Consider the following 24223-nt stretch of genomic DNA (forward strand, 5'->3'; position numbering starts at 1 on the left):
CTGGGCTGCTGGAAGAGCCCCGAATCCTCGGCGCCGGGACCACTACGGCTCGATGGTGATGTGGACGACCGGGGTGGGGTCGTCCACATCACCCCCGAGGATCCCGATCGCGCGCTCGACGTCGTCGAGGCCGAAGGCATGCGAATGGAGCTTGTCGAACGGGTATCGACCGCCGGCGAGGAGCCGCATCGAGTTGGCAGTCGCCCAGGGCGTCGTGGCGAACGCCCCCTTGATCGTGAGTGCTTTCAGGAAGATCACGTCCGGGCTGAGCCCGGTGATCTCGCGGCCCTTGACCCCGGACAGGACGAGCGTCCCCTCCGAGCGCAGCGCCGCCACACCGTCCAGGATCGGGTCGGTCGCACCCGGGACCGTGTCGATGACGAGATCGACCCCCTGCCCGTCGGTCAGCTCCATGACCCGCTCGACGGTCTCGTCCTGCTCCACCCGGATGACATCGGTCGCCCCGAACTCGGGCGCCAAGGCCAGCTTGTGGGCATCGCGGTCCAACCCGGTCACGATGATCTGGGCGGCACCGGCCTCGGCGGCGACCGCGGCACACCCCAGACCCCGCTGGCCGGGTCCGAGGATCAGGACGCGGTCGCCGAGGCCCACCTGACCGACCCGTCCGGCCATGTCGAACGCGTTGCCGAACACGTTGAACAGCCCCGCATCGCGATCGCTGACGTGCCTCGGCACCTTCGTGACCCGGGTGCCCTTGACGAGCACCATGTACTCGGCCATCCCGCCCCAGAGCCCGTGGCCGGAGTCGACAGGCTCGAGAGAATATCGGAAAAGGTTCCGACAGAATCTCCCACGCCCGGAAATACAGTTCCTACAGGCGCCGCAATACACGTTTGGCTCTATTGCGACGCGGTCACCCTCGGCAACCCCCCAGGCTCGAGCGGCCTCGGGGTCGAGTTTCACGATCTCCCCGACCATCTCGTGGCCGGCAATGATCGGGAATTCGATTTTTGCCGGAATGAGCTGGTGAAAGAGCTCGTAGTCGACTCCGCAGAGACCGTTCGCGGTGATGCGGACGATCGCGCCGCCGGACGGCGGATCGGCCGGTACCTCCAACTCCCGGACCTCCATCTTCCCGGGAGCCACCATCACCGCTGCGCGTGCCTTCATGCCGGTCTCTCACCTCGTCAGCTTCGACACCCGCGCCGCTCATTCCTGGCGACAGGTGACCATGTGAATCGAAAAGTCGACTCAGTCCAGATTATAAACGCGCGTGGCATTGTCGTGCAACACCTTGCGCAGGATGTCGTCCGGCAATTCACCGAGGTTGGCCTTGATGGTGTCCCGCGCGTTCATCGCGATGGACGCCGGGCCCGGAGAAAGGGACGTACCGTGCGGATAATCCGTCTCGAACATCACATTGTCCGGGTAGAGGTGGATCAGGTGGGTCAGGTGCTTCTCGAACCAGAAGGTCGCGTAGACCTGGCGCTGGAAGTACTCCGACGGGAGCAGCATGTGCGGGAACTTCTGGACCGCGCCCATGTTCTTGAACTGCCAGTCGAGGGACTCCAGCAGGAACGGGACGTACCCGAAGCCGCTCTCGATCGAGACGAAGTTCAGGTTCGGGTAACGCTCGCAGATGCCACCCATGATCACCTCGGACATCTGCTCGACGTTGCCGAGCAGGAGGAGCGCCGAGTGCTTGGCGATGTCCAGCCGCTCCTGGCCGGCCGCCTTGTACGAGTTGATGTCCTCCTCGTTGGTGTTGAAACCGACGTGGAAGTTGATCGGCATCCCCATCTCCTGGGCGCGCGACAGCAGCGGGTCCCAGTACTTGTCCCGGAGACGGGGGAAACCCAGTCTGTCGACGTTCAGACCGAGGTTGACACCCTTGTGTCCGATCTCGCGGCACCGCTCCAGCTCAGCCACCGCCTCGTCGAGGTCCCACAGCGGGAGGTTCGCGAGGGGGATCAGCCGCTTCGGGCTCTCCGCACAGAACTCGGCCTGGAAGTCGTTGTACGCCTTGACGCAGGCCAGCCGCAGATCGGGTTCCAGATCGAGGAACGCGTACTGGTAGAACCCGAGGATGTTGGGGAACATCACCTGCGAATGGACCCCGTACTCGTCGAGCCGCTCGAGACGGTGCTTGGGGTTCCAGGAACCGGGGTCCGCCTCCTTGATGCTCGGCGGCCTACCCGGGTACCAGTCGTCCCACCCGGCTGCGGAGTGCGTGGCCTCGCCGACCAGCATGTGGCCGGCCACGGTCCAGCGCAGCGCACCGTCGCGCGGATCGGCGATCACCTGGGGCGCCTGGCCGACCTCCTGCCACTTCTTCGGCAGCCGGCTCGTCCAGAGGTCCGGTGGTTCGAGAATATGGGAGTCGACATCGACGACCGGAATGGAGTCGAGAACGGAGCTCATGACAGTCCTTTCGGCAGGTGTTCTTCACCGGCTCGCGCCGGAGATGTCTTGCCCGGCACCGCGCGCGTCGGGCCGGGACGCCCGACGCGCGCAGGCCCTCGGTCACGCCTCGGGCAGCGGGACCCGCTCACCCGGTTCGAACTCGATGTGCAGGTCGACAGGGGTGAGGACCCCGGCCACCGCGGAGAACTTCGGCTCCCCGACCACCCGGTACTCGGGAATCCGTCTGACGAGCTCCTCGATGACGACGCGGATCTCCAGCCGCGCGAGGTGCTGCCCGAGGCACCGGTGGATGCCCATGCCGAACGCCAGGTGGGTGTTGTTCGGCCGGTCGATCCGGAACTCCTCCGGCTCGTCGAACGCGTCCGGGTCGTAGTTGGCCGAGTCGTAGACGAGCAGCGCGCGCTCGTTCGGCTCGATGACCAGCCCGTCGACCTCGGTCTCCTGCAGGACGGTCCGGCCGACGGCGTACACGGGGGACTCCATGCGGAGGATCTCCTCGACAGCGCTCGAGGACAGGTCGGGGTCCTCGACCAGGAGGCGCCGCTGCTCCGGGTACTTCCACAGCAGGTAGACCGCATAGCCGATGGCGGCGACCGTCGTGGCGAGCGCCCCGCCGATCGAGGACCGCAGCAGGCCCAGGCACTCCTGGTCGGAGAAGGTCCGGCCATCGACGTCGTAGGTGACGATAGCGGAGCTGACGTCGTCGCCCGGGTTCTTCCGCGCCTCGTCGAGCGAGCGCTGGAAGAGGGCGAGCAGCTCGGTGGCCGCCTCCCGGGCCTGGTCCTTGTCCCCGAAGCTCTCGGCGGTCAGCGTCGAGATGAGCTCGAAGATCCGCCGGCCCTCGGCCGCCGTGTAGCCGAAGAACTGGCCCGTGATCTGGGCCGGGAGCGGCTTGGCGAGGTCCTCCAGCGCGTCCGCCTTGCCGGACTCGATGATCTCGTTGATCAGCTCGGTGACGGTCCTGCGCACCAGCGGCTCGTAGAGCCTCACCGCAGCCGGCGTGAGGAACTTCCAGAGCGGGCGGCGGTAGTGGGAATGGTCGGGCTCGTCCGACTCCGTCGGGAGGCCGTAGACCGCCTGACCCACCGGCCGCGGGATGAAGATGCCCTTGGCCGAGGAGTACGTGCCCGGATCGCGCAACGCCGTGACGATATCCTCGTGCTTGCTCAACACCCAGAACCCGTCGTGCGCCGTCGAGTGCATGACCGGGCACTTCTGGCGCAGGTCGGCCAGCCGATCGCGCATCGTCTCGGTGAAGTCGGGCGCGTTGTGGTCGAAATTCTGCTCCACCGACTCGGTAGAACGGGCCACGATAAGCCTCCTTCGGCTCGATGAGCTCAAAACCAGCTGCCCGGCATGTCGTGCCGGCGACAGCTAGTGCTTCGCTGTCAGTCCACCATCGACGGTGATGGCGGTGCCGGTGATGTACGAGGCCCGGTCGGACACCAGGAAGGCCCCGACCTCGGCGACCTCGGAAGGCTCGCCACCACGCTTGAGGACCGGCTTGTCGGTGATGCCCGGGATCTTGTCCGCAGCGATCCGGCCCATGCGCTCGGTGAGGATGAGGCCCGGGCAGATGGAGTTGACCCGGATGTTGTCGGGCCCGTGCTCGACGGCCGCATCGCGGCTGGCCGCGATGACCGCCGCCTTGCTGGCGCTGTAGATCGACGACGGGTTGCCCAGCGAGGCGAGCGCTCCGGTCGAGGACCAGTTGAGGATCGCGCCTCCGCCGCCGGACTCCAGCATGGCCCGGATGCCGTACTTCATGCCGAGGACGACGCCGCGCAGGTTCGTGTTCATGATGCGGTCGTAGTCGTCCGCTCCGAGCTCGGTGATCTTTCCCGACCACACGATGCCGGCCACGTTCAGCAGGGCATCGAGCCGCCCGAATCGGTCCACCGCGGTCTGGATCATCGCGGCGACGTCGTCCTCGCTGCGCACGTCGCAGTGGAAGGGTACGGCGCTCGCGCCGAGGCCCGCCGCCGTCTCCTTCTCGTCGCCGGTGATATCGGCGACGACCACCTTCGCGCCCTCCCGGACGCAGACCTCCGCGCAGGCCCTCCCCATCCCACCACCGGCACCGGTGATGACCGCGATCTTCCCGTCGAGCTCACCCATGGTCTCGCTCCCCTTCCGGCGTACCAGAGGTCATGGCCGCCTCACGTGGTTCTGCTCTGGCCTCGGCCGACCACAGCGCGAAGGCGAGGCCTGTTCCGGTGCCGGCCGCGGTCCGCACGACAGGCACGTACTCGGACCATCGGAACCCGAGGTCGCCGATGGCTCCGGCCGCACACACCCAGTTGCGGATCTCCGACGTCCCGGACTCGAGTCCCGGTGTGGCCAGCTGCTGCAGCCGCTCGTGGTCGCCGTTCTCCATCGCGGCCAGCACGAGATGGTCGAGCTCCTGGTCGACGATGAAGTGGCTCAGCCCGCCGGACGCGATGACCGCGACCCTCCGGTTCCCCGCGAGAGCCTCGATCGCCCGGCGCAGGGCCGCACCCAGCTCGTGACAGCGACGGGGCGTGGGCTGGTTGGGCTCGTAGTAGGTGTTGAGGAAGACCGGGACGATGCGGATCGACGGGTCGGGGACCAGCTGCTTGGCGATGGCGCCGTAGGCGTGGCCGATGGCCCGCCCGGAGCCGATCCCGCCGACCACGGTGATGTCGATGCCGCTCTCGGTGAGGCTCCGGACGAGCTGGACCGCCGCGTCCGGGTCCCCCTGTCGGACCGACCCGTCGTTCCCGAGGTCCCGGAAGGCCTCGCGCAGCGGCGCCGGCATCCCTTCGAGGGGCTCGAGCGGCACCTCCGGCCCGCTGTACAGGGCGATCGCGGGCATGCTCGACGCATCGAACATCTCGAGCTGGTCGTCACCGACGATGACAGCGAGGTCGAGGTCGAGGGCCTCCAGATCCTTGCCGAGCCGCGCCATGGCGGTGCGGGCGCGCAGGTGCTCGCCGAGCCAGCGGTCCACGTCCGGCTCCGCCCCGGCGCCCCCCGCGAGCAGGTCGTCGTACGCCCAGCGTCGGCCGGCGACGTCGATCAGCTCGGTGCTGCCGTTGCGGTCGGACTCGGCACGGCTCTGCCAGATCGAGCGGCCCTCGCTGGAGAGCATGGGGCTGTGGCTGGAGCCGGCCACGGCGATCAGGTCCGAGGACATCGACGTCAGCGAGCCGTCTGCAGGGTGTGGTAGCCCACCGCGGTCCTGGCCTCGCGGAGCGAACCGCCCTCCGCGAGCGCCTGCCGGATGCGCTCCTCGGCCGCCTTGATCTCCTCGGCCACGGAGACGACCGCCTCCGCGTGCGAGGCGGGGATGGCAACGACGCCGTCGTTGTCAGCGACGATGTGGTCACCGGCGTCCACCGACACCCCGCCGACGTCGACGGTCCCGCCGATCTCCTGCACGCACACGCGGTCCTTGCCGGTGCGCATCCAGACCCCGCAGGAGAAGATCGGGTAGTCGAGCTCGAGGCTCCGCGCGGAGTCCCGGCACACGCCGCTGATGACCGTCCCGGCCACCTGGTTGCGGTGCGCCGTCGTGGTCAGCAGGTCGCCCCACACCGTCACGTCCGTGCGGCCCCGATTGTCGATCACGACCACGTCTCCGGGGCTGACATCATCGATGAAGTCCCCCACCGTCCCACCCGCGACACCGACCGGACCGTAGCGGATCGTAAAGGCGCGGCCACTGACACGCCAGCCACTCTTGATGCCGTGGACGGCCGAACACTGGCCGGCCAGCCCGAGCCTGTCGAGTGCGTCGCTGACGTCGGCGGTGGAGAGCTCCGCAATGCGGGCATCCAGGTCACTCGGCATGTGCATGCCTCTCTCCTGCGGCCTTTCCGGCAGCGGTCAAGGTCTCGTAGCGCAGATCGAGGACCTCGTCGATCGCGGTGCCGTTCTTCAGCTCCGACACGAAACCCTGCTCGGCCCGCGCAATTTCTCCGGCGATCGACAGGATTTCCGCGATCCGCCCACCCGGGATGAAGACGACGCCGGATGCGTCGGCCACGACGTAGTCGCCGGCGTCGACCGGGACCCCGGCGACGACCACCGGCTGGTCGACCGCGGTCTCGACGAGCCGCTTCCGGGCCGAGGTCGGGGTGGCGGCCCGGCCGTAGATGGGGAAGGTCATGCCCCGCGCCTCGGGGATGTCGCGCGAGGCGCCGTCGATCACGACCCCGGCCACCCCTCGTTGGCGCGCGCCCCGGGTCAGCAGGCCGCCCCAGCCGGCGGCCTCGGTCGAGCCGCCGGCGATCACGATCACCTCGTCGCTGCCGGCACGCAGGATCACCGCGGCACCCAGGTGGACGCGCGTGGTGTGCGTGCCGTCGTCCGGTGCGAGCTGCATGGTGCGGACCCGGCCGACGAGCGCCTGGTCCACCGTCAGCGGGCCGAGGCCGTGGGCGACACCCTCGACACCCGCTCGGTCCAGGGCGTCGGACAGCACGCAGGTGTCGTGCTGCCGCAGCTCCGCCACCATCGCGGCCAGGTCCGTCATCGCGAACCGTCCTCGACGTACGCCAGCACCTCGCACTGGACGACCATCGGAGCGGCGAGCTGCGCCACCAGTGTGTGCCGCGCGGGCCGGCGGCCTTCGTCCGGGAACATCTCGACCCAGCTGGTGTTGATGTGCTCCCGCAGGCTCCGGTCGACGACGAAGAAGGTCATCTTCGCGACGTCCGCCTCCGTGGCACCGGCGGCCTTGAGGAACCGGCGCACGTTCTCGAAGATGCCCAGGACCTGGTCGGGGCCGTCGGCCGGCATGACGCCGGTCGCCGGGTCGGTGCCCCCGATCCCGCCGGACACCAGCAGCGGGCCGACCCGACAGCCGGTCGGGATGGGCATGCCGCCGTGCCCCAGCCCCGGCACGTCGATGGACTCGGCGCTCATGAGCCGGCGGAGAAGTCGGCCGGAAGTCGGCTGTAGACGTTCCGGGCGTTCTGCTCGAAGATCGCCGCGCGGTCGGCGTCGTCGATGCCGGTCATCTTCTCCAGCACCGGCTTGAGGTCGTCGTACGGTCCGCCACTGCCCGGACGCTCGGTCCCGAAGAGGACCCGGTCCGTGCCGACGGTGTCGAAGAGCAGCTGCAGCGACGGCTCGGAGTACAGGCAGGTGTCGAACCAGAACCGCTTGAGGGTCTCCTGGTAGGGCTCGCGCCCAGGGTCGATCTGCCGCATCGACACGTCGTGGGCGAGCCACCGGCCGATCTGGTACGGGATGGAACCACCGCCGTGCGGGATGATCAGCTTCAGGTCCGGGTACCGTTCGAAGACGCGGCCGCGGATGATCGAGTTGATCGCGAGGCTCTCCTCGGAGATGAAGTGCTCGCTGTAGTTCTCTCGCCCGTAGCACGCGCTCGAGTGCAGGAGCCCCGGGACGTCGTGCTCGATCATCAGCTCGTACAGCGGGTACCAGTACTCGTCGTGCAGAAGGGGCGAGCCGCCGAGGCCCTCGGCCGGGTCCGGGTTGAGCACGATGCCGACGAAGCCGAGCTCCAGGAGCCGGTGGAGCTCCTCGAACACCTCGCTGACCGGTCGGCCGTGGACGAACGGCAGCGCTCCGATGCCGCGCAGGCGGTCCGGGTGTGCCGCCACCTGGGTGGCGATGACATCGTTGTTGATCTCGGTCCAGTAGTGGACGATGCGTCCCGGCTGGTGCGAGTTCTTGGTGACGAAGGGCCGCGGCGACGTGAGCTGGATGTCCGTGCCCACCTCATCCATGAGCCGGATCTGCCGCTCCGCGCCGCCGAGGATGTCGTCCTCGGGCGGGCCGGCGGGCTTGCCGTAGTAGTCGCCGGACGCCTCGAGAACCGTCCAGATCCCCATGAGTGCTCCGCCGACCGTGGGGCCGACCGGGCTCGCCACCGTGTGCGCATGACTGTCAATGATCATGACTGATGAATGTCCTCAGACCGTAGATGTCGAGCGTGGATTCGCCGTTGCGTAGCCGGTCGATGATGTCCGTTTCCGCTACTGTTCGCCGACGCGCCTCGTCGACCACCGACACCATTCGGTCAGCCGGCACGACGACCACTCCGTCGAGATCCCCGAATACGATGTCGCCGGGCGCGACGACGGTCCGGCCGAACCGGACGGGCCGGTTCAGGAAGCCGCGACCATGGGGGTCCTTGCCGGTCCCGCGGATGTGCAGGCCCGTCGCGAAGACCGGGAGCCCGACCGCGCCGAGCCGGGCGCCGTCGCGGACACAGGCGTTGATGACCAGGCCGGCGAGGCCTCGGGCACGCGCGGCGTGACTGAGGACCTCGCCCCAGTAGCCCGCGTCACCGTCCTCTGCCACGTCGACGACAAGGACGTCCCCGGGCGCGGCCTCGTACAGCGCGCGATGCAGCCAGAGGTTGTCGACGCCGGGACATTCCACGGTGAAGGCCGGCCCGCACAAGAGAGGGTCCGGGACCATAGCCCGAATACTCGAGGGGAGCTCGCCGGTCTTTCCCTGCGCTTCGTGAATGGTGGCGCTATCCAGGCCCTCGAAGAGAGTGGACGGGGATTGCTCATGGGCAATGGTGACATCGGATGCCACTGTGCCTCCTTGCCGCGACGCTACGGTGAACCAAGGGATTTGCACGGCAGCCATGTCCTTTCCCTGCGGACAGCTGCGCCATCGACCTTGATGAGCGATAGCTTATAGACTACAGTCCGGCGATGCAAGAGCCCGTCGCTCCGGTTCGGGTACGCCCGCTCCGGAACCGCCTGGGCACTCGTCCACCAACGTTGGAGGACCGCGAGTGACGCTGCTCGACGGACGCTGGATCGGCAAGCTCTACTCCGGTGAGTGGAAGCCCGGCGGCGGCAAGACCCACGATGTGCTCTCCCCCGCCACCGGTGAGGTGCTCGGCGCCATCGGGACCGCCACGCCCGAGGACGTCACCGATGCCGCGCGGGTCGCGAACGACGCCCGAGTCGAATGGGCGGCCCGCCCCTACACCGAGCGCGCAGCGGTGCTGCGCCGCGCCGGGGACCTCTGGAAGTCCCACGCCGACGAGATCGTCGACTGGCTGATGCGCGAGAGCGGCGCGATCGGGCCCTTCGGCCACTTCCAGGTCACCACCTCGGCGGAGGAGTGCTACGAGGCGGCCGCGCTGGCGGCCGCCCCGTACGGCGAGCTGTTGCGGTCCCACGAGCAGCGCCTGAGCATGTCCCGCCACGTCCCGGTCGGCGTCGTCGGCGTGATCTCCCCGTTCAACGTGCCCACGATCCTCGCCATCCGGGCGGTCGCACCGGCGCTCGCCCTGGGCAACGCCGTCATCCTCAAGCCCGACCTGCGGACGTCCATCTCGGGCGGTGCGGTGATCGCAGCCCTCTTCGCCGAGGCCGGCCTACCCGAAGGGCTGCTGCATGTGCTCCCGGGTGGCGCGGACGTCGGCGAGGCCGTCGTGGCCGATCCGCTGGTGCGGGTCATCGCCTTCACGGGGTCGACCCGCGCCGGCCGGGCTGTCGGTGCCCTGGCCGCCCAGCACCTCAAGCGCGTCCACCTGGAGCTGGGCGGGAACTCGGCCCTGCTGATCCTCGACGACGTCGACATCGAGAAGGCCGCGTCCGTCGGCGCCTGGGGCTCGTTCGTCCATATGGGACAGATTTGCATGGCCACGTCGCGCCACCTGGTCCAGACCGGCATCGCCGCCGACTACGTCTCGGCGCTCGCGGCCCACGCCGACCACCTGCCCGTCGGGGACCCCACCACCGGGACCGTCGCGCTCGGTCCGATCATCGACGAGAAGCAGCGGGACGCGATCCACGGCATTGTCACGCGGAGCGTCATGGCCGGGGCCCGGCTGGCCGCCGGCGGCACCTACGACGATCTCTACTACCGCCCGACGGTCCTGGCCGACGTGCCGCGCACCGCGCCGGCCTACACGGACGAGATCTTCGGGCCGGTCGCCCCGATCGTCGCCTTCGACGCTGTCGAGGAGGCGATCCGCATGGCCTCGGACACCCCGTACGGCCTGTCGCTCGGCATCCTCACGACCGACGTGACACGTGGGCTGGAGATCGCCGAGCAGATCCCGAGCGGGCTGGTCCACATCAACGACCAGACCGTCAACGACGAGGCCACCGTGCCGTTCGGCGGAGTCGGCAACTCGGGCACCGGATCCCGACACGGCGGTGCCAAGGCCAACCTGGAGGCCTTCACCGACGTCCAGTGGATCACCGTTCGGGGATCGCTGCCCGCATACCCGTTCTGAGCGGGCGCCGTCGTGACCTTGCTGCAGTGTTCACGGAAAGAAGACCCACGAGCCATGCGCTTCGTTCTCGTGCACGGCGCCAACCACGGCGCATGGTGCTGGGAGTACCTGGCCGCCGAGCTGGCCGGGTTGGGCCACGAGACCGTGGCTGTCGACCTGCCCGGGCACGGCTCCCGAGCCGGGGAGCGTCCGACGCTCGGCGGCTATCGCGACGCGGTTGCCGAGGTGATACGGCCGGGCGATGTGCTGGTCGGCCATTCCATGGGATGCGTCGTCGCGACGATGGCGGCCGACGTCCGCACGGACGTCGGCCACGTCGTCTACCTCGCCGGCCCACTGCCGGTCGAGGGGTGGCCGATCCTGTCGGTGATGGGAGGCGGATCCGCCGATCCCGCGGACGCCCTCGAGCTCATCCGCAGCAACTCGCGGCTCGAACCGGATGGCTCGGCCTTCTCGTTCGGCTTCGAGCAGGCCCGGCTGGGCTTCTACGGGGACTGTACGGACAAGATGGCCCGGTGGGCGTACGAACGCCTTGCACCCCAGGCGATCTCGGTGCTCGGAGAGCCGGTGTCGGTCCCTCGGTTCTGGGCCGCCGACCTTCCTCGGAGCTACATCGGCGGTGTTCGGGACCACCTCAATCCGCCCCTCCACAGCGCCCTGACCGCGGGCCGGCTGGGGGTGGACCCCCTCATGATCGACTCTGCGCACTCGCCGTTCCTGAGCCGACCGGCCGAGCTCGCGGAGCTCCTGCTCGTCGCGACCGCGACGCGTCCGCGCGGGCCGCTCCGGCCCACGCTGCACTAGAGGTACGAGGAGACCAGATGCTGGATGGCAAGACGATCGTCGTGACCGGGTGCTCGTCGGGCATCGGGCTGGAGACGGCCCGAGAGCTCACCCGGCGGGGGGCGACCGTCATCGGGGTCGACCGCAACCCGAATGACGAGCTGGACCGCTTCATCGAGACCGACCTGACCGATCCGGCCGCCATCGACGAGCTGGTGGGCCGGCTCCCCGACTCCCTCGACGGGCTGTGCAACATCGCCGGGCTGCCCCCGACGGCTCCGCCCGAGCTGGTCCTGAAGGTCAACGCCCTGGCTCCGCAGCGCCTCACCCGGAGACTGGTCCCCAAGCTCGCGGGCGGTGCGTCGATCACCAACCTCGGCTCGCTCGCCGGCATCGGCTGGGCCGACGCGGTCGACCAGATCAAGGACTTCGACAAGACCGACTTCGACGACGTCGAACGCTTCTGCCGACAGTACGACATGAGTGACGGCGGCCGGAGCTACTTCTTCTCCAAGGAAGTCCTCCTCACCTGGACGATGCGGAACCGGTGGACCTGGCGCGACCGCGGGATCCGTATGAACGTCGTCAGCCCCGGCCCCGTCGACACCCCCATCCTCCCCGACTTCGCCGCGACCCTGGGCGCGCGCGCCGAGGAGGACATGCGCGTGATGGACCGGTTGGGCACGCCACAGGACATCGCGCCGGTGATCGCGTTCCTCCAATCGGACGCCTCCGTCTGGCTGCGCGGCGCCAACCTCACCGTCGACGGCGGGATGTCGAGCTACATCGCCATGACCTCGACGGGGCTCGGCGACTGAGCACGGGGACCGGAACGCCGGAGTCCAAGGCGGGCGTTCCGGGCCATCGATCCCACTGCAGTTATAAGCTATAGTGGGAGCGCAAGAGGCGATACAGGCCCTCGAGGTGGACGGCTTCTGCCGGACAGCATCACGGGTGCGGACTATGCCGACTGCCCACTTCAACGATGAAGCTGTTGCTTCTCCGTCCCCGGGAGGCCGTTTTGGCGCATGTCGTGACCCAGCCCTGTTGTAGCGACGCGAGCTGCGTGCCGGTGTGCCCGGTCAACTGCATCCATCCCAGGCCGGACGAGCCCGACTACGCAACGGCCGAGATGCTCTACATCGACCCGGCGTCGTGCATCGACTGCGGAGCCTGCATCGAGGCGTGCCCCGTGGACGCGATCGCGCCCGACTACGACCTCACCGACGAGAACCTGCGGTTCACGGAGATCAACGCGCAGTACTACGAGGACCCCGCCCACCAGGGCTACCCGCAGTCCCCGCAGGAGACCAGCCGGCCTCGGATCGAGACGACCGAGCCAGGGCCGCTGCGCGTCGCCGTCGTCGGCTCCGGCCCCGCAGCCTGCTACGCCGCCGAGGACCTGCTCACCCGCCGCGGCCTCGACGTCGAGGTCCACATGTTCGAGCGGTTGCCGACGCCGTGGGGCCTCGTCCGGTTCGGGGTCGCGCCCGACCACCAGGCGACCAAGTCCGTCACCCGGACATTCGCCCGCACGATGGGCCGCAGGGGACTGAACGTCCACCTCAACGTCGAGGTCGGCAGGCACATCACGCACGACGAGCTGCTGGCTGCGCACCACGCCGTGATCTACGCGGTGGGTGCACCCCTGGACCGGCGGCTCGGCATCCCCGGCGAGGACCTGCCGGGCAGCCATGCCGCGACCGCGTTCGTCGGCTGGTACAACGGCCATCCCGAGTTCGCGGACACGACCTTCGACCTGTCCGCCGAGCGGGCGGTCGTCGTCGGCAACGGGAACGTCGCGCTCGACGTAGCCCGAGTCCTGTCCGGCGACGTGGACGACCTGGCGCGCACCGACATCGCCGACCACGCGCTGGAGGCCCTGGCGGCCAGCAAGATCCGGGAGGTCGTCGTACTCGGCCGGCGCGGGCCGCAGCACGCGGCGTACACGGTGCCCGAGCTCCTCGGGCTGTCCCACTTCGACGTCGAGGTGCACCCCGGCCACGGCGGGCTGGGCGGCGCGTACAAGACGGAGCTCGTGCGAGAGCTCGCCGAACGGCCCGCCCAGGGCAGGGACAAGCGGATCGTCCTGCGGTATCTCTCCTCTCCGCTGGAGATCCTCGGCGAGGACCGCGTCACCGGGCTGCGCATCGGACAGAACAGCGTCGCCGACGGTCCGGCGAGACCGACCGGCGAGACCGAGGACCTCGAATGCGGCTTGGTGCTGCGGTCGATCGGCTACCGGGGCGCCCCGCTTCCCGGGCTCCCCTTCGACGAGGCGCGGGGAGTCCTGCCCAACGAGGGCGGACGCGTGGTCGACCCGGCCACGGGCTCACCCACCACCGGCGTCTACGCGGCGGGCTGGATCAAGCGTGGGCCGTCGGGAGTCGTGGGCACCAACAGGAAGTGCGCCGAGGACACGGTGGCGTTGCTGTTGGAGGACTACCTCGGCGGACGGCTGGCGGCACCTGCGGGTGACGCGGGTTCGCTCCGGGAGCTGATCGCGAGCAGGCAGCCGCTCGCCTTCGGCTACCCGGGCTGGAAGGCGATCGACGTCCACGAGCGCGCCACCGGGCGCAACCAGGGACGTCCGCGGGTCAAGCTCGTCGACGTCCAGGAGATGCTGGAGATCGTCAAGCGCACCGCGTGAGGATGCGGCCGCGGGCGACGGAACAGCAGGTTCCGCGCCCACGGCCGTGTCCGGCGGACCGACAGCCGGCCGCGGAGCCGGACGCCACGCCCGGGTCGGAGCGACCGACACCGGGCACCGAGGCCGGGCCAGACGGCACCCGGCCTCACCTTCGACGTGGAGGGATCAGATGCTGACCGAGGCAGCAATCCTGTGGGGCACCGGCCAGGAGTGGAGCGTCGAGGCGATCGAGCTCGATCCACCGAGGGAGCGGGAGGTGCTCGTCCAGTTCGCCGCGTCCGGCATGTGCCACTCCGACGAGCACCTCGTCACGGGCGACGGCGGGCCGAACGTGCCGTACCCGATCGTGGGCGGGCACGAGGGTGCCGGCGTCGTCCTCGAGGTCGGCCCGGGGGTCACCCGGGTCAAGCCCGGGGACCACGTCGCGATGGGATTCGTGCCCTCGTGCGGGTACTGCCCGTCTTGCGCGCGCGGGCACTCGAACCTGTGCGACAACGGCGCCCGGTTTGCCAGGGGCATGCAGCTGGACGGGACGGCGCGCCACCACAGCCGCGAGCAGGACCTGCCCCTGTTCGGCTCCCTCGGCACCTTCGCCAGGCACGGCGTCGTCAACGAGCTCGCCTGCATCAAGATCCCCGAGGACGTACCCCTGGACCTCGCCGCCCTGGTGTCGTGCGGAGTCACGACCGGGTGGGGATCGGCGGTGTACGCAGCCGACGTCAAACCCGGGGACAACGTCGCCGTCATCGGCGTCGGTGGCGTCGGTGCCGCGGCGCTGCAGGGTGCCAGGCTCGCCGGCGCGGACCGGGTATTCGCCATCGACCCGGTCGCGTTCAAGCGCGAGATGGCCACGACCTTCGGTGCCGACCATGTCTACGAGTCGGTCGAGGCCGCGTTCGACCCCATCCGCGAAGAAACCTGGGGCCGGATGTGCAACAAGGTGATCTGCACGATGGGGGTCGGCCAGGGCAGTCTGGTGGCCCCGATCATGGCGCTGGTCGCGAAGTACGGCCGCTGTGTGGTCACCAACATCCATCCCGTCGGTGAGCGGGAGGTGTCGTTGAACATGTGGGACCTGACCGTGATGGAGAAGCAGCTCGTGGGTGCGCTCTTCGGGTCGGCCAGCACCAACTACGACGTCCCGCACCTGCTCCGGCTCTACCAGCTGGGTCACCTGGATCTCGAGAACATGGTGACGAACCGGTACAAGCTCGGGGACATCAACAAGGGCTACCAGGACATGCGGGACGGCAAGAACATTCGCGGCGTGCTCGTGTACGACTAGCGGCCGGGCCCGGCCGTCGTCCGGACGACGGCCGGGTCGTGAACGGCGGTGCCGGCGCTGTGGGGCCGGTTGTTCGGAACTGCGGTGTCGCCCCGGCGGCCCGCGAACGGTGATGGTGTCTGGGTCGATCCGTAGGTGGTCGGCCGCGATCGTGGAGGCCGACGGTGTCTGGTGGTTCCCCTGCTGTGCCGGTGCCGGGAGGTTCCGCGCACCCGTTCCGGCCGTTGACGACGGAGTTGCCCGAGGATCGGTCCTCAGTGGTCTGGAGACCCCCGGCCGACACCTCGGGGACCCACATCGAGAAGTGGCGGGCTTGGCTGTGGGACACCCGCGGCCTGTCGTTCGGTTCCTACGAGGAGCTCTGGTCCTGGTCCGTGACGGACCTTGCCGCGTTCTGGGGCTCGATCTGGGAGTACTTCGGGGTGGGCGGCGCCGTGGCGGCGTCGGACGTGCTGTCGGCGGGCCGCGGGGTCGAGGGGACGTCGTGGTTCCCCGGGGAACGGGTGAACTACGCCGAGGCGCTGCTCGACCGCGCCCCGGACGGGGTCGCCGTCGTGGGGCTGTCCGCGACCCGGGAGCGGATCGAGGTGACCGGGGCACAGCTGCGGGATCAGGTGCGGCGCGTGGCCGGGGCACTGCGCGGTCTGGGCGTGGTCCGGGGGGACCGGGTCGCGGCCTATCTGCCGAACATCCCCGAGGCCCTGGTGCTGATGCTGGCGTCGGCCTCGATCGGCGCGGTCTACACCTCGTGCCCGCCCGAGTTCGGGACCCGCGCGGTGCTCGACCGGTTCCAGCAGGTCACCCCCAAGATCCTCGTCGCCGTGGACGGCTACCGCCACAAGGACAAGGCCATCCCCCGCGCGGCACAGGTCGCCGAGATCCGCAGGGCCTTGCCCTCCCTGGTCGCGACCGTCCTGGTGCCGTATCTCGACGCCGACGGACCGGTCCCCGAAGGCGTGCACACCTGGTCCGACCTCCCCGGACCCGACCCGGCGACGGCCGAGCCGGGCTTCGCGGCGCTCCCCTTCGCGCATCCGCTGTACATCCTGTACTCATCGGGGTCGACGGGTCTGCCCAAGCCCATAGTGCATGGTCACGGCGGGGTGCTGCTCGAGCATCTCAAGCTCCACCACCTCCACCACGACCTGCGGGTGGGTGACCGGTTCTTCTGGTACAGCACCACCGGCTGGGTGATGTGGAACTACTTGGTCTCCGGGTTGTTGGCCGGAGCGACGATCGTGCAGTTCGACGGCGATCCCGCACACCCGAGCCTGGCCCGGCTGTGGGAGCTGGCCGAACGGGAGCGGGTGACGGTCTTCGGCTCGAGCGCGCCCTACTACCTGGCCTGCCGCACCGCCGCCGACGACCCGACGGCAGGTCTGGACCTGACCCGGATCAGGCAGATCGGGTCGACCGGGGCACCGCTGCCCGCCGAGGCCTACTACTGGCTGCGGGACTACGTCTCCGACACCTCGCCGGTCATCTCGGCCAGCGGTGGGACCGACGTGGCCACGGCGCTGGCCGCCGGCACCATGATCCATCCCGTGGTCGCCGGGGAGATCACCTGCCGATGCCTCGGCGTCCGTATGGAGTCCTACGACTCCTCCGGCTCACCGCAGGTCGACGCCGACGGCGAGCTCGTGGTCACCGCCCCCATGCCGTCCATGCCCGTCCGGTTCTGGGGCGACACCGATGGGCACCGGTATCACGAAGCCTACTTCGAGAGGTTCGACGGAGTGTGGGCGCAGGGCGACTTCGTCCGGATCACCGGGCGCGGCAGCTGCGTCATCTCCGGGCGCGCGGACGCCACCCTCAACCGGGGCGGGGTCCGGCTCGGGACCTCCGACTTCTACACCGTCGTCGAGGAGATCGAGCGCGTGGCCGACTCCCTCGTCGTTCACCTCGAGGATCCCGCCGGCGGGCCCGGGCAGCTGTTCCTCTTCGTCGAGCTCGCCGGGGACCAGCCGCTCGACCACGAGCTCGAAGACCAGATCCGCACCCGGCTGCGGTCCGACCTCTCCCCCCGCCACGTCCCGGACGCGGTCATCGCGGTACCCGAGGTCCCCAGGACCCTGACCGGGAAGAAGCTGGAGGTGCCCGTGAAGCGCATCCTGCTCGGCCGGCCCAAGTCAGCGGTCGCCAGCCTCGACGCCCTCCAGTCGCGGACCTCGCTGGACTCCTTCGAGCTCATCGCCCGATCACTCGCCACCGGGCACTGACCACCACCCACCACGGAAGGATGCGCCATGGCCTCGGCCGGAGCTGTCACAACGCGCTCGAACCGCTCAGGGCAACCGGAGACAGACATGAGTTCCTACACCTACCTCTACACCGACGCCGACGGGGAGACGCGCATCGACAACCCGCACATCGGGTTTGTCGACAGGGGCATCGGTGCCACGCCGATCCCGGCGGTGTCGGTGTCGCTCGTCAGGATTCCCGGCGGGGCGTCCGCGGGTCTGCAGGTGACGCCGTTCCGGCAGCTGGGTGTCGTCCTCGACGGGGTCGTGGAGATCCTCCCCAGCGACGGTGAGCCCGTGCTGGCCTCCCTGGGCACGACCATCCTCGCCGAGGACCTCACCGGCCGGGGACACGGCTACGGTGCGCGGTCCACGGACCGGTTGCTCCTGCTCGTCCGGCTCGCCGACGCGCAGGACACCGATGTCCTGCCGACCGCACCGGCGGCCGCCTCCTCCGATGAGACGCTGCGCCTTCCCCGGATCGTCGCCACCGCCGACGGCGGATCGTCCTTCGACGAGTTCGAGCTTCCGGTCAGCAGCGGCCTGGACGGGGCTCACGAGATCCCGATCGCCTGCGCGGCCTTCGCCCGTCTCCCCGCAGGTGCCTTCGCCGACTGGCACCCGTCGGCCCGTCGGCGGCTCGTCGTCACCCTCGAGGGGGCGGCGGACCTGGTCACGACCGACGGCTCGGTGCGGCACGCCATCCCGGGCAGCGTCATGATGCTCGACGACGTCACCGGCAAGGGGCACCAGACCTTCGTGCACGCGCAGGCCGAACGGTTCATGCTTCTGCTGACGCTGCCCGACGAGGACCCGGGGCGCTGAGCCACCGGGTCCTCCACGACGTCGCCCTCCTGGCCGAGAGGCTGTCCCGGCCAGGGAGGCGCCATCGACTGTCAGTCCTCGATCCGAAGGTGCTTGCGCATCTGGCGGCCACCGGGGATCGGCTCCGTGTCGTCGACGGTCACCGCTTCGATATCCAGGCCGACCTCGTCGACCCGCCTCATCCGGCCGTCCGCGGCCAGCCGCCCGAACGAGTACACCTCGAACTGGACGTCCCGGCCGTCCCGCATCCGCGAGTGCAGCCGCCGGTGCATGGCGATGCGATCGCCCTGGTGCACCGCGTCCAGAACCTCGACATGCCCCTGCGCGACGACCGACCGGAGCGCCCTCACGTGCTCGATGAACTGGTCCAGGTTGACCAGCTCGCCCTCGATCCGCTGCTGGTAGTCCGGCGTGAAGTAACGGTTGATCGTCTCGACGAGAGGGAAATCGGCCTCGTTTCCGAACAGCACCTCGTTCAGGGCCTGCTTGATGAATGCGACCGGGTCCGTCAGCGAGTCAGCAACCATGATGACCTCCTAGCATCTGCGCAGAATCCGCCGTGGTCCTGCGGTGAGTGTGACGGGTGGGTACGAGGACGTCGCGGCTACGCGCGTGCGGTGACGCCACCGGCCACCACGCTGCCGGCGACGATGTCGAGCGAGACGCACAGCTCACGGACCCGGCCGTTGATGGCGCGGAGCTCCTCGCTGGCCATGTGGCGCTCGTGGGCCGCCTTGTCGACGTAGGTCTCGTAGACGACGAAGACGTGGGGGTTCCGCTGGGATCGATGGGCGGAGAAGATCGTGCATCCCTCGTCTTCGACAGCGAGGGCAGCCATCTCGGTCAGCAGCTCGGCGACCTCGTCGGCGCGCGCCTTTTCAGCGACAATGCTCACACAAATGGCAGGTTCATTCATTTCGTCACCCTGGTTCGCGATTTTTCTGCTCATGACCGCGTCGATGAACGATTCCTGGCTCAACCGACCAGGAGGGACAGCTTCGTCCGCGCGAGGCCCGCACACATGACAGGTCCGACAGCTCTGCGACAGGCGAAAGAAACCCCTTCCCGCGGCCTGCATGTTACAGGCTATAACAAGTGGGGAGGGTGAGTCCAGGTTGGCGACAGACGAGGAGACCAGAGTGGACTGAGCCCTGTCCGCAGGCTCGCGTGCGGACGTCAGCCGACCTCAACCGCATGAACGGACGTTCCACGGGCCAGGCCAGTACACAGTTGACCGGCCGGGCGCGGTGGACATCGCCGAGGCGCTCGGTCACCGGCACGCCCGCCGGGACACACCCGGCGGCTACCTAGGAGCGTGGTCACGACACCACGGCACGTCGTCCGCTCTACTTGCGCCACACGCTCGGCGGCGACGCCATGAAATGCGCCAGAGAGTCGATGAGATGCTCTCGCATCAAGCCCCGGAGGCGCTTGCCGTCCCTCTCGGCAAAGGCCTCAACGATCTTGCGGTGGTCCTCCTGCGCTGTCGGCACCTCGAGGGCTTCGTCCACCAGCAGCATGCGATATCGCTCGGCTCGGTCCGACAACGACTCCAGAACCGTGATCAGGATCGGATTCCCACACGAAAGGTAGATCGCCCGGTGCAGTGCCGGATTTCCCCCGAGGCGCTCGAAGGACTCGGAGGACTCGGAGGGGTCGCGGGTGACCAGAGCCTGCGCGTACGCGATGGCAGCTGATGTCGCAGCCTCAGCGGCGAGCTCGGCGGCCAAGGGTTCCAACTCGATCCGCACTACGTAGAGATGCCGCACATCAGACGGATCAAGCGGCGCAACACGGAGCCTCCGGTGGGCCTCCATTGTCACCAGCTGCTCTGCCTCGAGCCGGCGAAGTGCCTCGCGCACCGGTGTTGTCGACAGCTGAAGGCTCGCCGAAAGCTCGTCCTGGTCGACGATTGCGTCGGGCGCCAACCGCCCGTCCAAGATCTGAGCGCGGATCTCCTGGTAGGCAGCTTCGGACTTCGTCAGCGAGCGCAGAGCCACACCGCGGTCGTACTCGTGGAGCTCTCGGTTCACCATCGATGTCTTCCCCTCGACCACGAAAAACTCGCCTACCGCCATCACTTACATCTTACAGGCAATCGGAAGGGCCCAGCCTTCAGGAGCGCCGAGAAGGACAGAGGGATGTGCGAGGCGCCCCCGTACCTGTTCCGGCGCAGGATGTTAGCGCGGCAGGCAGCATGCTTCGGGCTTCAGGTCAGGTCCCGCAGGGTTGACGGAGCGGGCATGCCGGGGCAGTGCCTCGCTCGTCGCCGTGGCGCGGAAAGCCAACAACGTTCGTGGCCGAGTCCGCGACCAAAGATCCACTTCTGTCGGCCGAAAAAGATCTAGCCCCGACCGTTCGTGCTGGTCAGGGCTAGATCGCGTGTGGTGCGCCCGAAGGGATTCGAACCCCTAACCTTCTGATCCGTAGTCAGATGCTCTATCCGTTGAGCTACGGGCGCGTGACTTGTTCAGTTATACATGCTGGTCCGGTCGACCCGGGAGTCGACCTGACCGGCGCGGAGGCTCCGGGATTTGAACCCGGGATGGGGGGTTACCCCAAACCGCATTAGCAGTGCGGCGCCATAGACCAGACTAGGCGAAGCCTCCCGGGGCCTCTCGGGCTCCAGCGCTCATCAGAGTACACAGGGCCCGTGGGGCCGGTTCACCGCCCCCGCCTCCTCAGCGGAGGTGGGCGTCGAACCAGTTCAGCATGCGGGCCCAGGCGTCCTCGGCGATGGCCGGATCGTCGTCGAAGCGGTGGCCCTGGCCCGGGTAGGTGACCAGGTCCGCGGCGACCTGGGACTCGCGCGCCGCCGTCAGCAGGGCGTCGAGGGGGGCCGGATCGTCACGGTCGCCGTAGATGCCGAGCCAGGGGCAGGTGAGCTCCGGAGCGACCGAGACGAGTGGGGCGAGCGGGCCGAGCGGTTCGGCGACGCCGCCGCCGGCGACCGTGACCGCGGCGCCGAGCCGGCGGTTGGCCGCGACGTGCAGGGCGACGGTGCCGCCGAGGTCGAAGCCGATCACGCCCATCCGGTCGGAGGTGACGCCGTGGTCGGCCAGCCAGCCGAAGGCCGTGTCCGCGTCCGCGATCACGCGCTCGGCGTCGAGGCCGGCGATCTTCTCGGCGACCTGCTCGTCCTCGCCGTCGACCTCGCCGTTCTCCCCGAGGTGGTAGAGGTGCGGCGCGACGACGAGCCAGCCGTCCCCCGCGATGCCCTCCACCAGCCCACGGATGCCCTCCGTGATCCCCCGGGCCTCGTGCAGCACCACGATGCCGCCGCGGGCCGTCCCTTGGGGCTCCGCGACCGTGAGGCTCAGTTCGTCACCGTCCACAAGGGGGACCGCCTCGGTGCGGAGATCGCTCATGGGACCAGCCTTCCACGGACCGGGCGAAATCCGGGGTCCGGGCCGACTACCGTGACCGACATGACCCTCATCCGTCCCGACCTGGACTCCCTGCCCGCCTACGTCCCGGGACGGGCGATCCCGGGGGCGATCAAGCTGGCCAGCAACGAGGTCGCGCTGCCGCCGCCGGCGGCGGTCCTCGCCGCCATCGCCGACGCGGCCGCCGGCGGCAACCGTTACCCGGACCTCGCCGTCACCGGCCTGTCCGAGCGCCTGGCGACGGAGCTGCACGTCGGGCAGGAGCGGATCGCGGTCGGCTGCGGCTCGGTGAGCCTGTGCCAGCAGCTCGTGCAGATCAGCTGCCGGGAGACGACGGACGAGGTGATCTTCGCCTGGCGCTCCTTCGAGGCCTACCCGATCGTCACTCAGATCGGGAACGCCCGCGCCGTCACCGTCCCGCTCGACGGCGAGTTCCGGCACGACCTCGACGCCATGGCCGCCGCGGTCACCGCGAACACCCGGCTGATCTTCGTCTGCAGCCCGAACAACCCGACCGGCACGGTGGTGCACCGCGAGGAGTTCGAGTCCTTCATGGCCGCCGTCGGGCCGGACGTGCTGGTGGCGCTCGACGAGGCCTACCACGAGTACGTCACGGATCCCGACGCCGTGGACGGGATCCCGCTGTTGGACCGCCACCCGAACCTCGTGGTGCTGCGGACCTTCTCGAAGGCGTACCGCCTCGCGGGGCTGCGGGTGGGGTACGCCCTGTGCGCCTCGCCGGAGATCGCGACCGCGCTGAAGAAGGTGTGCGCGCCGTTCAGCGTGAGCACGCTGGCACAGGCCGGCGCGATCGCCGCGCTGGACAACGCCGGCGAGCTGCTCGCGGCGTGCAAGGAGGCCGTGGGCGAGCGGGTCCGGGTGCGGGACGCGCTGCTGGCAATGGGCTACACGGTGCCGCGGACCCAGGCCAACTTCGTCTGGGTCGCCCTCGGCGAGCGCACCGCGGCCTTCGCGGCCCACTGCCTCGAGCAGCAGACCGTGATCGTGCGGCCCTTCCACCCGGACGGCTGCCGGGTCACCGTCACCACCCCGGAGGAGGACGACCGGTTCCTCGAGGCGGCCCGCACCTTCTCGGGGTGACCCTGAGGGAGGAATCCGGGTTCCGACGGATCCGCCGGGCCCGCGGGCGCGGTTCACTGGTCGTATGAGCTACCCCTCGTACGAGCCGCGACCCGGCGGTCCGCTCGTCCCCACGGACGACGAGCGGAACTGGGCCATGGCGTCCCACGTCCTGTCCTTCGTCTCCGCGTGGTTCGCGCTGGGGCTGTTCGCGCCGCTGATCGTGCTGCTGGTCAAGGGCGGGGACTCGCCCTACGTGCGCCGCAACGCCGTGGAGTCGCTGAACTTCCAGATCAACGCCCTGGTCTGGACGGTGCTCTTCGGCCTGCTGATCTTCCTGGGCATCGGGCTGGTGCTGCTGCCGCTCTACGGCGTGTTCTACGTCGTGTGCGTGATCATGGGCACGGTGCGGGCCTCGCAGGGCGTCGAGTACCGCTACCCCCTGACGATCCGCTTCGTCAGCTGACAGCAGAAAAGCCCGGACCGAGAGTGTGGTCCGGGCTCTTCTGTGTGCTGCTACGCCCTGGCGCGGTTGCCGTACAGCGCAGTGGCACCCGCGACAGCGGCCACCGCCAGCACGATCTTGATGATCAGCTCGATCCAGTCGACGCCGTTCGTCGTCGCCACCCCGAGCGCGTTCGCGATCAGGTAGCCGACGATGGAGGCCACGACGCCGGCCAGGATGGTCAGCCAGATCGGGATGTTCTGCTTGCCCGGCAGGATGAGCCGGCCGATGACACCCAGGACGAGGCCGATGACGATCGTCCAGATGATGCCCCAGAAACCGAAGTTCACGGGTACTCCTGTCGACGCAGGGCGGCTCCCGACGCCACCCGTGGGGGACCTGGGTAGCACGATTCGCCGGGTTCGTCGCGCAGGCACCCGAGACCGCCACCGAAGCGTTATCGCGCGGCAACCTTGCAGGTCAGCCTGCATCTCACCCGTTTGCACGAGATCACTCACCCGCTGGGTCGCAATTCGGACACGGACCGTTTATCCGCCTGCCGGGCCGGGCACTTCAGCCTCAGCAGTTCTCGAGAGCCCGGCCACGAACCGGGCGAACACAGGAGGAACCCCGTGGGCGTCATCGGATGGATCATCGTCGGGCTCGTGGTGGGCGCGCTGGCGAAGCTGATCATGCCGGGTAAGGACCCGGGCGGCATCATCGTGACCTGCATCATCGGCATCGTGGGCGGCCTGCTGGGCGGCTGGATCAGCTCGATGGCGTTCGGCGTGGGCACCGGGTCCTTCTGGGACCTCAAGACCTGGCTGATCGCGCTGGTCGGGGCGCTGGTCCTGCTCGGCATCTACCGGCTCGTCGTCGGCCGCCGCTCGCGCAGTCGCGTCTGACAGCGGTCGCGTCCGACCGCACGGACCACAGGACGG

25 protein-coding genes and 2 tRNA genes are annotated in these 24223 nt (G+C 69.2%); 10 read left to right on the plus strand and 17 right to left on the minus strand.

What is annotated here, in order from left to right:
• Positions 1–42 precede the first annotated feature (42 nt).
• From ABD324_RS30480 to ABD324_RS30525, 10 genes are all read right to left on the minus strand, one after another.
• Positions 43–1131, minus strand: coding sequence for a zinc-dependent alcohol dehydrogenase (locus ABD324_RS30480; protein WP_344424944.1), 1089 nt, complete (start codon positions 1129–1131; stop codon positions 43–45).
• 81 nt (positions 1132–1212) lie between these two features.
• On the minus strand, positions 1213–2382 hold the full coding sequence (locus ABD324_RS30485; protein WP_344424946.1) for an amidohydrolase family protein: 1170 nt from the start codon (positions 2380–2382) through the stop codon (positions 1213–1215).
• Between the two features lie 102 nt (positions 2383–2484).
• A complete protein-coding gene (locus tag ABD324_RS30490) occupies positions 2485–3696 on the minus strand; it encodes a cytochrome P450 (RefSeq protein WP_344424948.1) in 1212 nt (403 codons plus the stop codon).
• 63 nt (positions 3697–3759) lie between these two features.
• Positions 3760–4503, minus strand: coding sequence for an SDR family NAD(P)-dependent oxidoreductase (locus tag ABD324_RS30495; protein WP_344424951.1), 744 nt, complete (start codon positions 4501–4503; stop codon positions 3760–3762).
• The gene (locus ABD324_RS30500; RefSeq protein ID WP_344424954.1) at positions 4496–5542 is read right to left on the minus strand and encodes a DODA-type extradiol aromatic ring-opening family dioxygenase; all 1047 of its coding nucleotides are present in this window, start codon (positions 5540–5542) and stop codon (positions 4496–4498) included. The genes ABD324_RS30495 and ABD324_RS30500 overlap by 8 nt, the downstream gene beginning before the upstream one ends.
• A 5-nt stretch (positions 5543–5547) precedes the next feature.
• Positions 5548–6204 (minus strand): RraA family protein, encoded by a 657-nt coding sequence (locus ABD324_RS30505; RefSeq protein ID WP_344424957.1) that lies wholly within the window; start codon positions 6202–6204, stop codon positions 5548–5550.
• The gene (locus ABD324_RS30510) at positions 6188–6883 is read right to left on the minus strand and encodes an RraA family protein (RefSeq protein ID WP_344424960.1); all 696 of its coding nucleotides are present in this window, start codon (positions 6881–6883) and stop codon (positions 6188–6190) included. The genes ABD324_RS30505 and ABD324_RS30510 overlap by 17 nt, the downstream gene beginning before the upstream one ends.
• Entirely contained in the window at positions 6880–7275 is a 396-nt protein-coding gene (locus ABD324_RS30515; protein WP_344424963.1) for a RidA family protein, read from the minus strand. Before ABD324_RS30515 ends, ABD324_RS30510 begins: the two co-directional genes overlap by 4 nt.
• Entirely contained in the window at positions 7272–8210 is a 939-nt protein-coding gene (locus ABD324_RS30520) for an amidohydrolase family protein (RefSeq protein ID WP_344424966.1), read from the minus strand. The genes ABD324_RS30515 and ABD324_RS30520 overlap by 4 nt, the downstream gene beginning before the upstream one ends.
• A 55-nt stretch (positions 8211–8265) precedes the next feature.
• A complete protein-coding gene (locus ABD324_RS30525) occupies positions 8266–8925 on the minus strand; it encodes an RraA family protein (RefSeq protein ID WP_344424969.1) in 660 nt (219 codons plus the stop codon).
• Positions 8926–9130: 205 nt separating this feature from the next.
• On the opposite strand from ABD324_RS30525, the gene ABD324_RS30530 reads away from it, so the two are divergent.
• The 7 genes from ABD324_RS30530 to ABD324_RS30560 all read left to right on the plus strand — a co-directional run bounded on the left by ABD324_RS30530 (position 9131) and on the right by ABD324_RS30560 (position 18371).
• Entirely contained in the window at positions 9131–10588 is a 1458-nt protein-coding gene (locus ABD324_RS30530) for a benzaldehyde dehydrogenase (protein ID WP_344424972.1), read from the plus strand.
• A gap of 54 nt (positions 10589–10642) precedes the next feature.
• The gene (locus tag ABD324_RS30535) at positions 10643–11392 is read left to right on the plus strand and encodes an alpha/beta fold hydrolase (RefSeq protein ID WP_344424975.1); all 750 of its coding nucleotides are present in this window, start codon (positions 10643–10645) and stop codon (positions 11390–11392) included.
• Between the two features lie 17 nt (positions 11393–11409).
• The gene (locus ABD324_RS30540) at positions 11410–12189 is read left to right on the plus strand and encodes a coniferyl-alcohol dehydrogenase (protein ID WP_344424978.1); all 780 of its coding nucleotides are present in this window, start codon (positions 11410–11412) and stop codon (positions 12187–12189) included.
• Positions 12190–12356: 167 nt separating this feature from the next.
• Positions 12357–14021: an FAD-dependent oxidoreductase gene (locus tag ABD324_RS30545; RefSeq protein WP_344424981.1), complete on the plus strand. Its 1665-nt coding sequence runs from the start codon at positions 12357–12359 to the stop codon at positions 14019–14021.
• A gap of 169 nt (positions 14022–14190) precedes the next feature.
• Entirely contained in the window at positions 14191–15306 is a 1116-nt protein-coding gene (locus ABD324_RS30550) for an NDMA-dependent alcohol dehydrogenase (RefSeq protein WP_344424984.1), read from the plus strand.
• A 257-nt stretch (positions 15307–15563) separates the two neighbouring features.
• Entirely contained in the window at positions 15564–17525 is a 1962-nt protein-coding gene (locus tag ABD324_RS30555) for an acetoacetate--CoA ligase (protein ID WP_344424987.1), read from the plus strand.
• A gap of 87 nt (positions 17526–17612) precedes the next feature.
• A complete protein-coding gene (locus ABD324_RS30560) occupies positions 17613–18371 on the plus strand; it encodes a cupin domain-containing protein (RefSeq protein ID WP_344424990.1) in 759 nt (252 codons plus the stop codon).
• A gap of 71 nt (positions 18372–18442) precedes the next feature.
• Here the strand turns inward: ABD324_RS30560 and ABD324_RS30565 are convergent, their stop codons facing one another.
• The 6 genes from ABD324_RS30565 to ABD324_RS30590 all read right to left on the minus strand — a co-directional run bounded on the left by ABD324_RS30565 (position 18443) and on the right by ABD324_RS30590 (position 21739).
• A complete protein-coding gene (locus tag ABD324_RS30565) occupies positions 18443–18898 on the minus strand; it encodes a nuclear transport factor 2 family protein (protein WP_344424992.1) in 456 nt (151 codons plus the stop codon).
• Positions 18899–18975: 77 nt separating this feature from the next.
• On the minus strand, positions 18976–19350 hold the full coding sequence (locus ABD324_RS30570; RefSeq protein ID WP_344424995.1) for a putative quinol monooxygenase: 375 nt from the start codon (positions 19348–19350) through the stop codon (positions 18976–18978).
• A gap of 367 nt (positions 19351–19717) precedes the next feature.
• A complete protein-coding gene (locus tag ABD324_RS30575; protein ID WP_344424998.1) occupies positions 19718–20449 on the minus strand; it encodes a GntR family transcriptional regulator in 732 nt (243 codons plus the stop codon).
• Positions 20450–20756: 307 nt separating this feature from the next.
• Positions 20757–20832, minus strand: a tRNA-Arg gene (locus tag ABD324_RS30580).
• Between the two features lie 58 nt (positions 20833–20890).
• Positions 20891–20980, minus strand: a tRNA-Ser gene (locus tag ABD324_RS30585).
• Positions 20981–21052: 72 nt separating this feature from the next.
• Positions 21053–21739 carry a dienelactone hydrolase family protein gene (locus ABD324_RS30590; protein WP_344425001.1) on the minus strand — a complete coding sequence of 229 codons (687 nt, stop codon included), beginning with the start codon at positions 21737–21739 and terminating at the stop codon, positions 21053–21055.
• A 60-nt stretch (positions 21740–21799) separates the two neighbouring features.
• Here ABD324_RS30590 and hisC point away from each other — a divergent pair, with 60 nt between their 5' ends.
• Both hisC and ABD324_RS30600 read left to right on the plus strand, forming a co-directional pair.
• Positions 21800–22858, plus strand: a complete 1059-nt coding sequence (hisC, locus tag ABD324_RS30595; protein ID WP_344425003.1) for a histidinol-phosphate transaminase — start codon at positions 21800–21802, stop codon at positions 22856–22858.
• A gap of 64 nt (positions 22859–22922) precedes the next feature.
• The gene (locus ABD324_RS30600) at positions 22923–23303 is read left to right on the plus strand and encodes a DUF4870 domain-containing protein (RefSeq protein ID WP_344425006.1); all 381 of its coding nucleotides are present in this window, start codon (positions 22923–22925) and stop codon (positions 23301–23303) included.
• Positions 23304–23353: 50 nt separating this feature from the next.
• Here the strand turns inward: ABD324_RS30600 and ABD324_RS30605 are convergent, their stop codons facing one another.
• Positions 23354–23632: a GlsB/YeaQ/YmgE family stress response membrane protein gene (locus ABD324_RS30605; RefSeq protein WP_344425009.1), complete on the minus strand. Its 279-nt coding sequence runs from the start codon at positions 23630–23632 to the stop codon at positions 23354–23356.
• Between the two features lie 282 nt (positions 23633–23914).
• Between ABD324_RS30605 and ABD324_RS30610 the strand changes: the two genes are divergently transcribed.
• Complete coding sequence (locus ABD324_RS30610; RefSeq protein ID WP_344425012.1) at positions 23915–24187, plus strand: GlsB/YeaQ/YmgE family stress response membrane protein; 273 nt, start codon at positions 23915–23917, stop codon at positions 24185–24187.
• Positions 24188–24223: the final 36 nt, after the last annotated feature.

This window comes from Pseudonocardia ailaonensis (genome assembly GCF_039531635.1).
GTDB classification, from domain to species: domain Bacteria; phylum Actinomycetota; class Actinomycetes; order Mycobacteriales; family Pseudonocardiaceae; genus Pseudonocardia; species Pseudonocardia ailaonensis.

Excerpts from the sequence above, each read along its gene's own strand:
- ABD324_RS30480 (WP_344424944.1), bottom strand. The coding sequence starts at position 1,131 with ATGAAGGCACGCGCAGCGGTGATGGTGGCTCCCGGGAAGATGGAGGTC.
- ABD324_RS30485 (WP_344424946.1), bottom strand. The coding sequence starts at position 2,382 with ATGAGCTCCGTTCTCGACTCCATTCCGGTCGTCGATGTCGACTCCCAT.
- ABD324_RS30495 (WP_344424951.1), bottom strand. The coding sequence starts at position 4,503 with ATGGGTGAGCTCGACGGGAAGATCGCGGTCATCACCGGTGCCGGTGGT.
- ABD324_RS30500 (WP_344424954.1), bottom strand. The coding sequence starts at position 5,542 with ATGTCCTCGGACCTGATCGCCGTGGCCGGCTCCAGCCACAGCCCCATG.
- ABD324_RS30505 (WP_344424957.1), bottom strand. The coding sequence starts at position 6,204 with ATGCACATGCCGAGTGACCTGGATGCCCGCATTGCGGAGCTCTCCACC.
- ABD324_RS30510 (WP_344424960.1), bottom strand. The coding sequence starts at position 6,883 with ATGACGGACCTGGCCGCGATGGTGGCGGAGCTGCGGCAGCACGACACC.
- ABD324_RS30515 (WP_344424963.1), bottom strand. The coding sequence starts at position 7,275 with ATGAGCGCCGAGTCCATCGACGTGCCGGGGCTGGGGCACGGCGGCATG.
- ABD324_RS30520 (WP_344424966.1), bottom strand. The coding sequence starts at position 8,210 with ATGGGGATCTGGACGGTTCTCGAGGCGTCCGGCGACTACTACGGCAAG.
- ABD324_RS30535 (WP_344424975.1), top strand. The coding sequence starts at position 10,643 with ATGCGCTTCGTTCTCGTGCACGGCGCCAACCACGGCGCATGGTGCTGG.
- ABD324_RS30540 (WP_344424978.1), top strand. The coding sequence starts at position 11,410 with ATGCTGGATGGCAAGACGATCGTCGTGACCGGGTGCTCGTCGGGCATC.
- ABD324_RS30545 (WP_344424981.1), top strand. The coding sequence starts at position 12,357 with ATGAAGCTGTTGCTTCTCCGTCCCCGGGAGGCCGTTTTGGCGCATGTC.
- ABD324_RS30550 (WP_344424984.1), top strand. The coding sequence starts at position 14,191 with ATGCTGACCGAGGCAGCAATCCTGTGGGGCACCGGCCAGGAGTGGAGC.
- ABD324_RS30560 (WP_344424990.1), top strand. The coding sequence starts at position 17,613 with ATGAGTTCCTACACCTACCTCTACACCGACGCCGACGGGGAGACGCGC.
- ABD324_RS30565 (WP_344424992.1), bottom strand. The coding sequence starts at position 18,898 with ATGGTTGCTGACTCGCTGACGGACCCGGTCGCATTCATCAAGCAGGCC.
- ABD324_RS30575 (WP_344424998.1), bottom strand. The coding sequence starts at position 20,449 with ATGGCGGTAGGCGAGTTTTTCGTGGTCGAGGGGAAGACATCGATGGTG.
- ABD324_RS30590 (WP_344425001.1), bottom strand. The coding sequence starts at position 21,739 with ATGAGCGATCTCCGCACCGAGGCGGTCCCCCTTGTGGACGGTGACGAA.
- hisC (WP_344425003.1), top strand. The coding sequence starts at position 21,800 with ATGACCCTCATCCGTCCCGACCTGGACTCCCTGCCCGCCTACGTCCCG.
- ABD324_RS30600 (WP_344425006.1), top strand. The coding sequence starts at position 22,923 with ATGAGCTACCCCTCGTACGAGCCGCGACCCGGCGGTCCGCTCGTCCCC.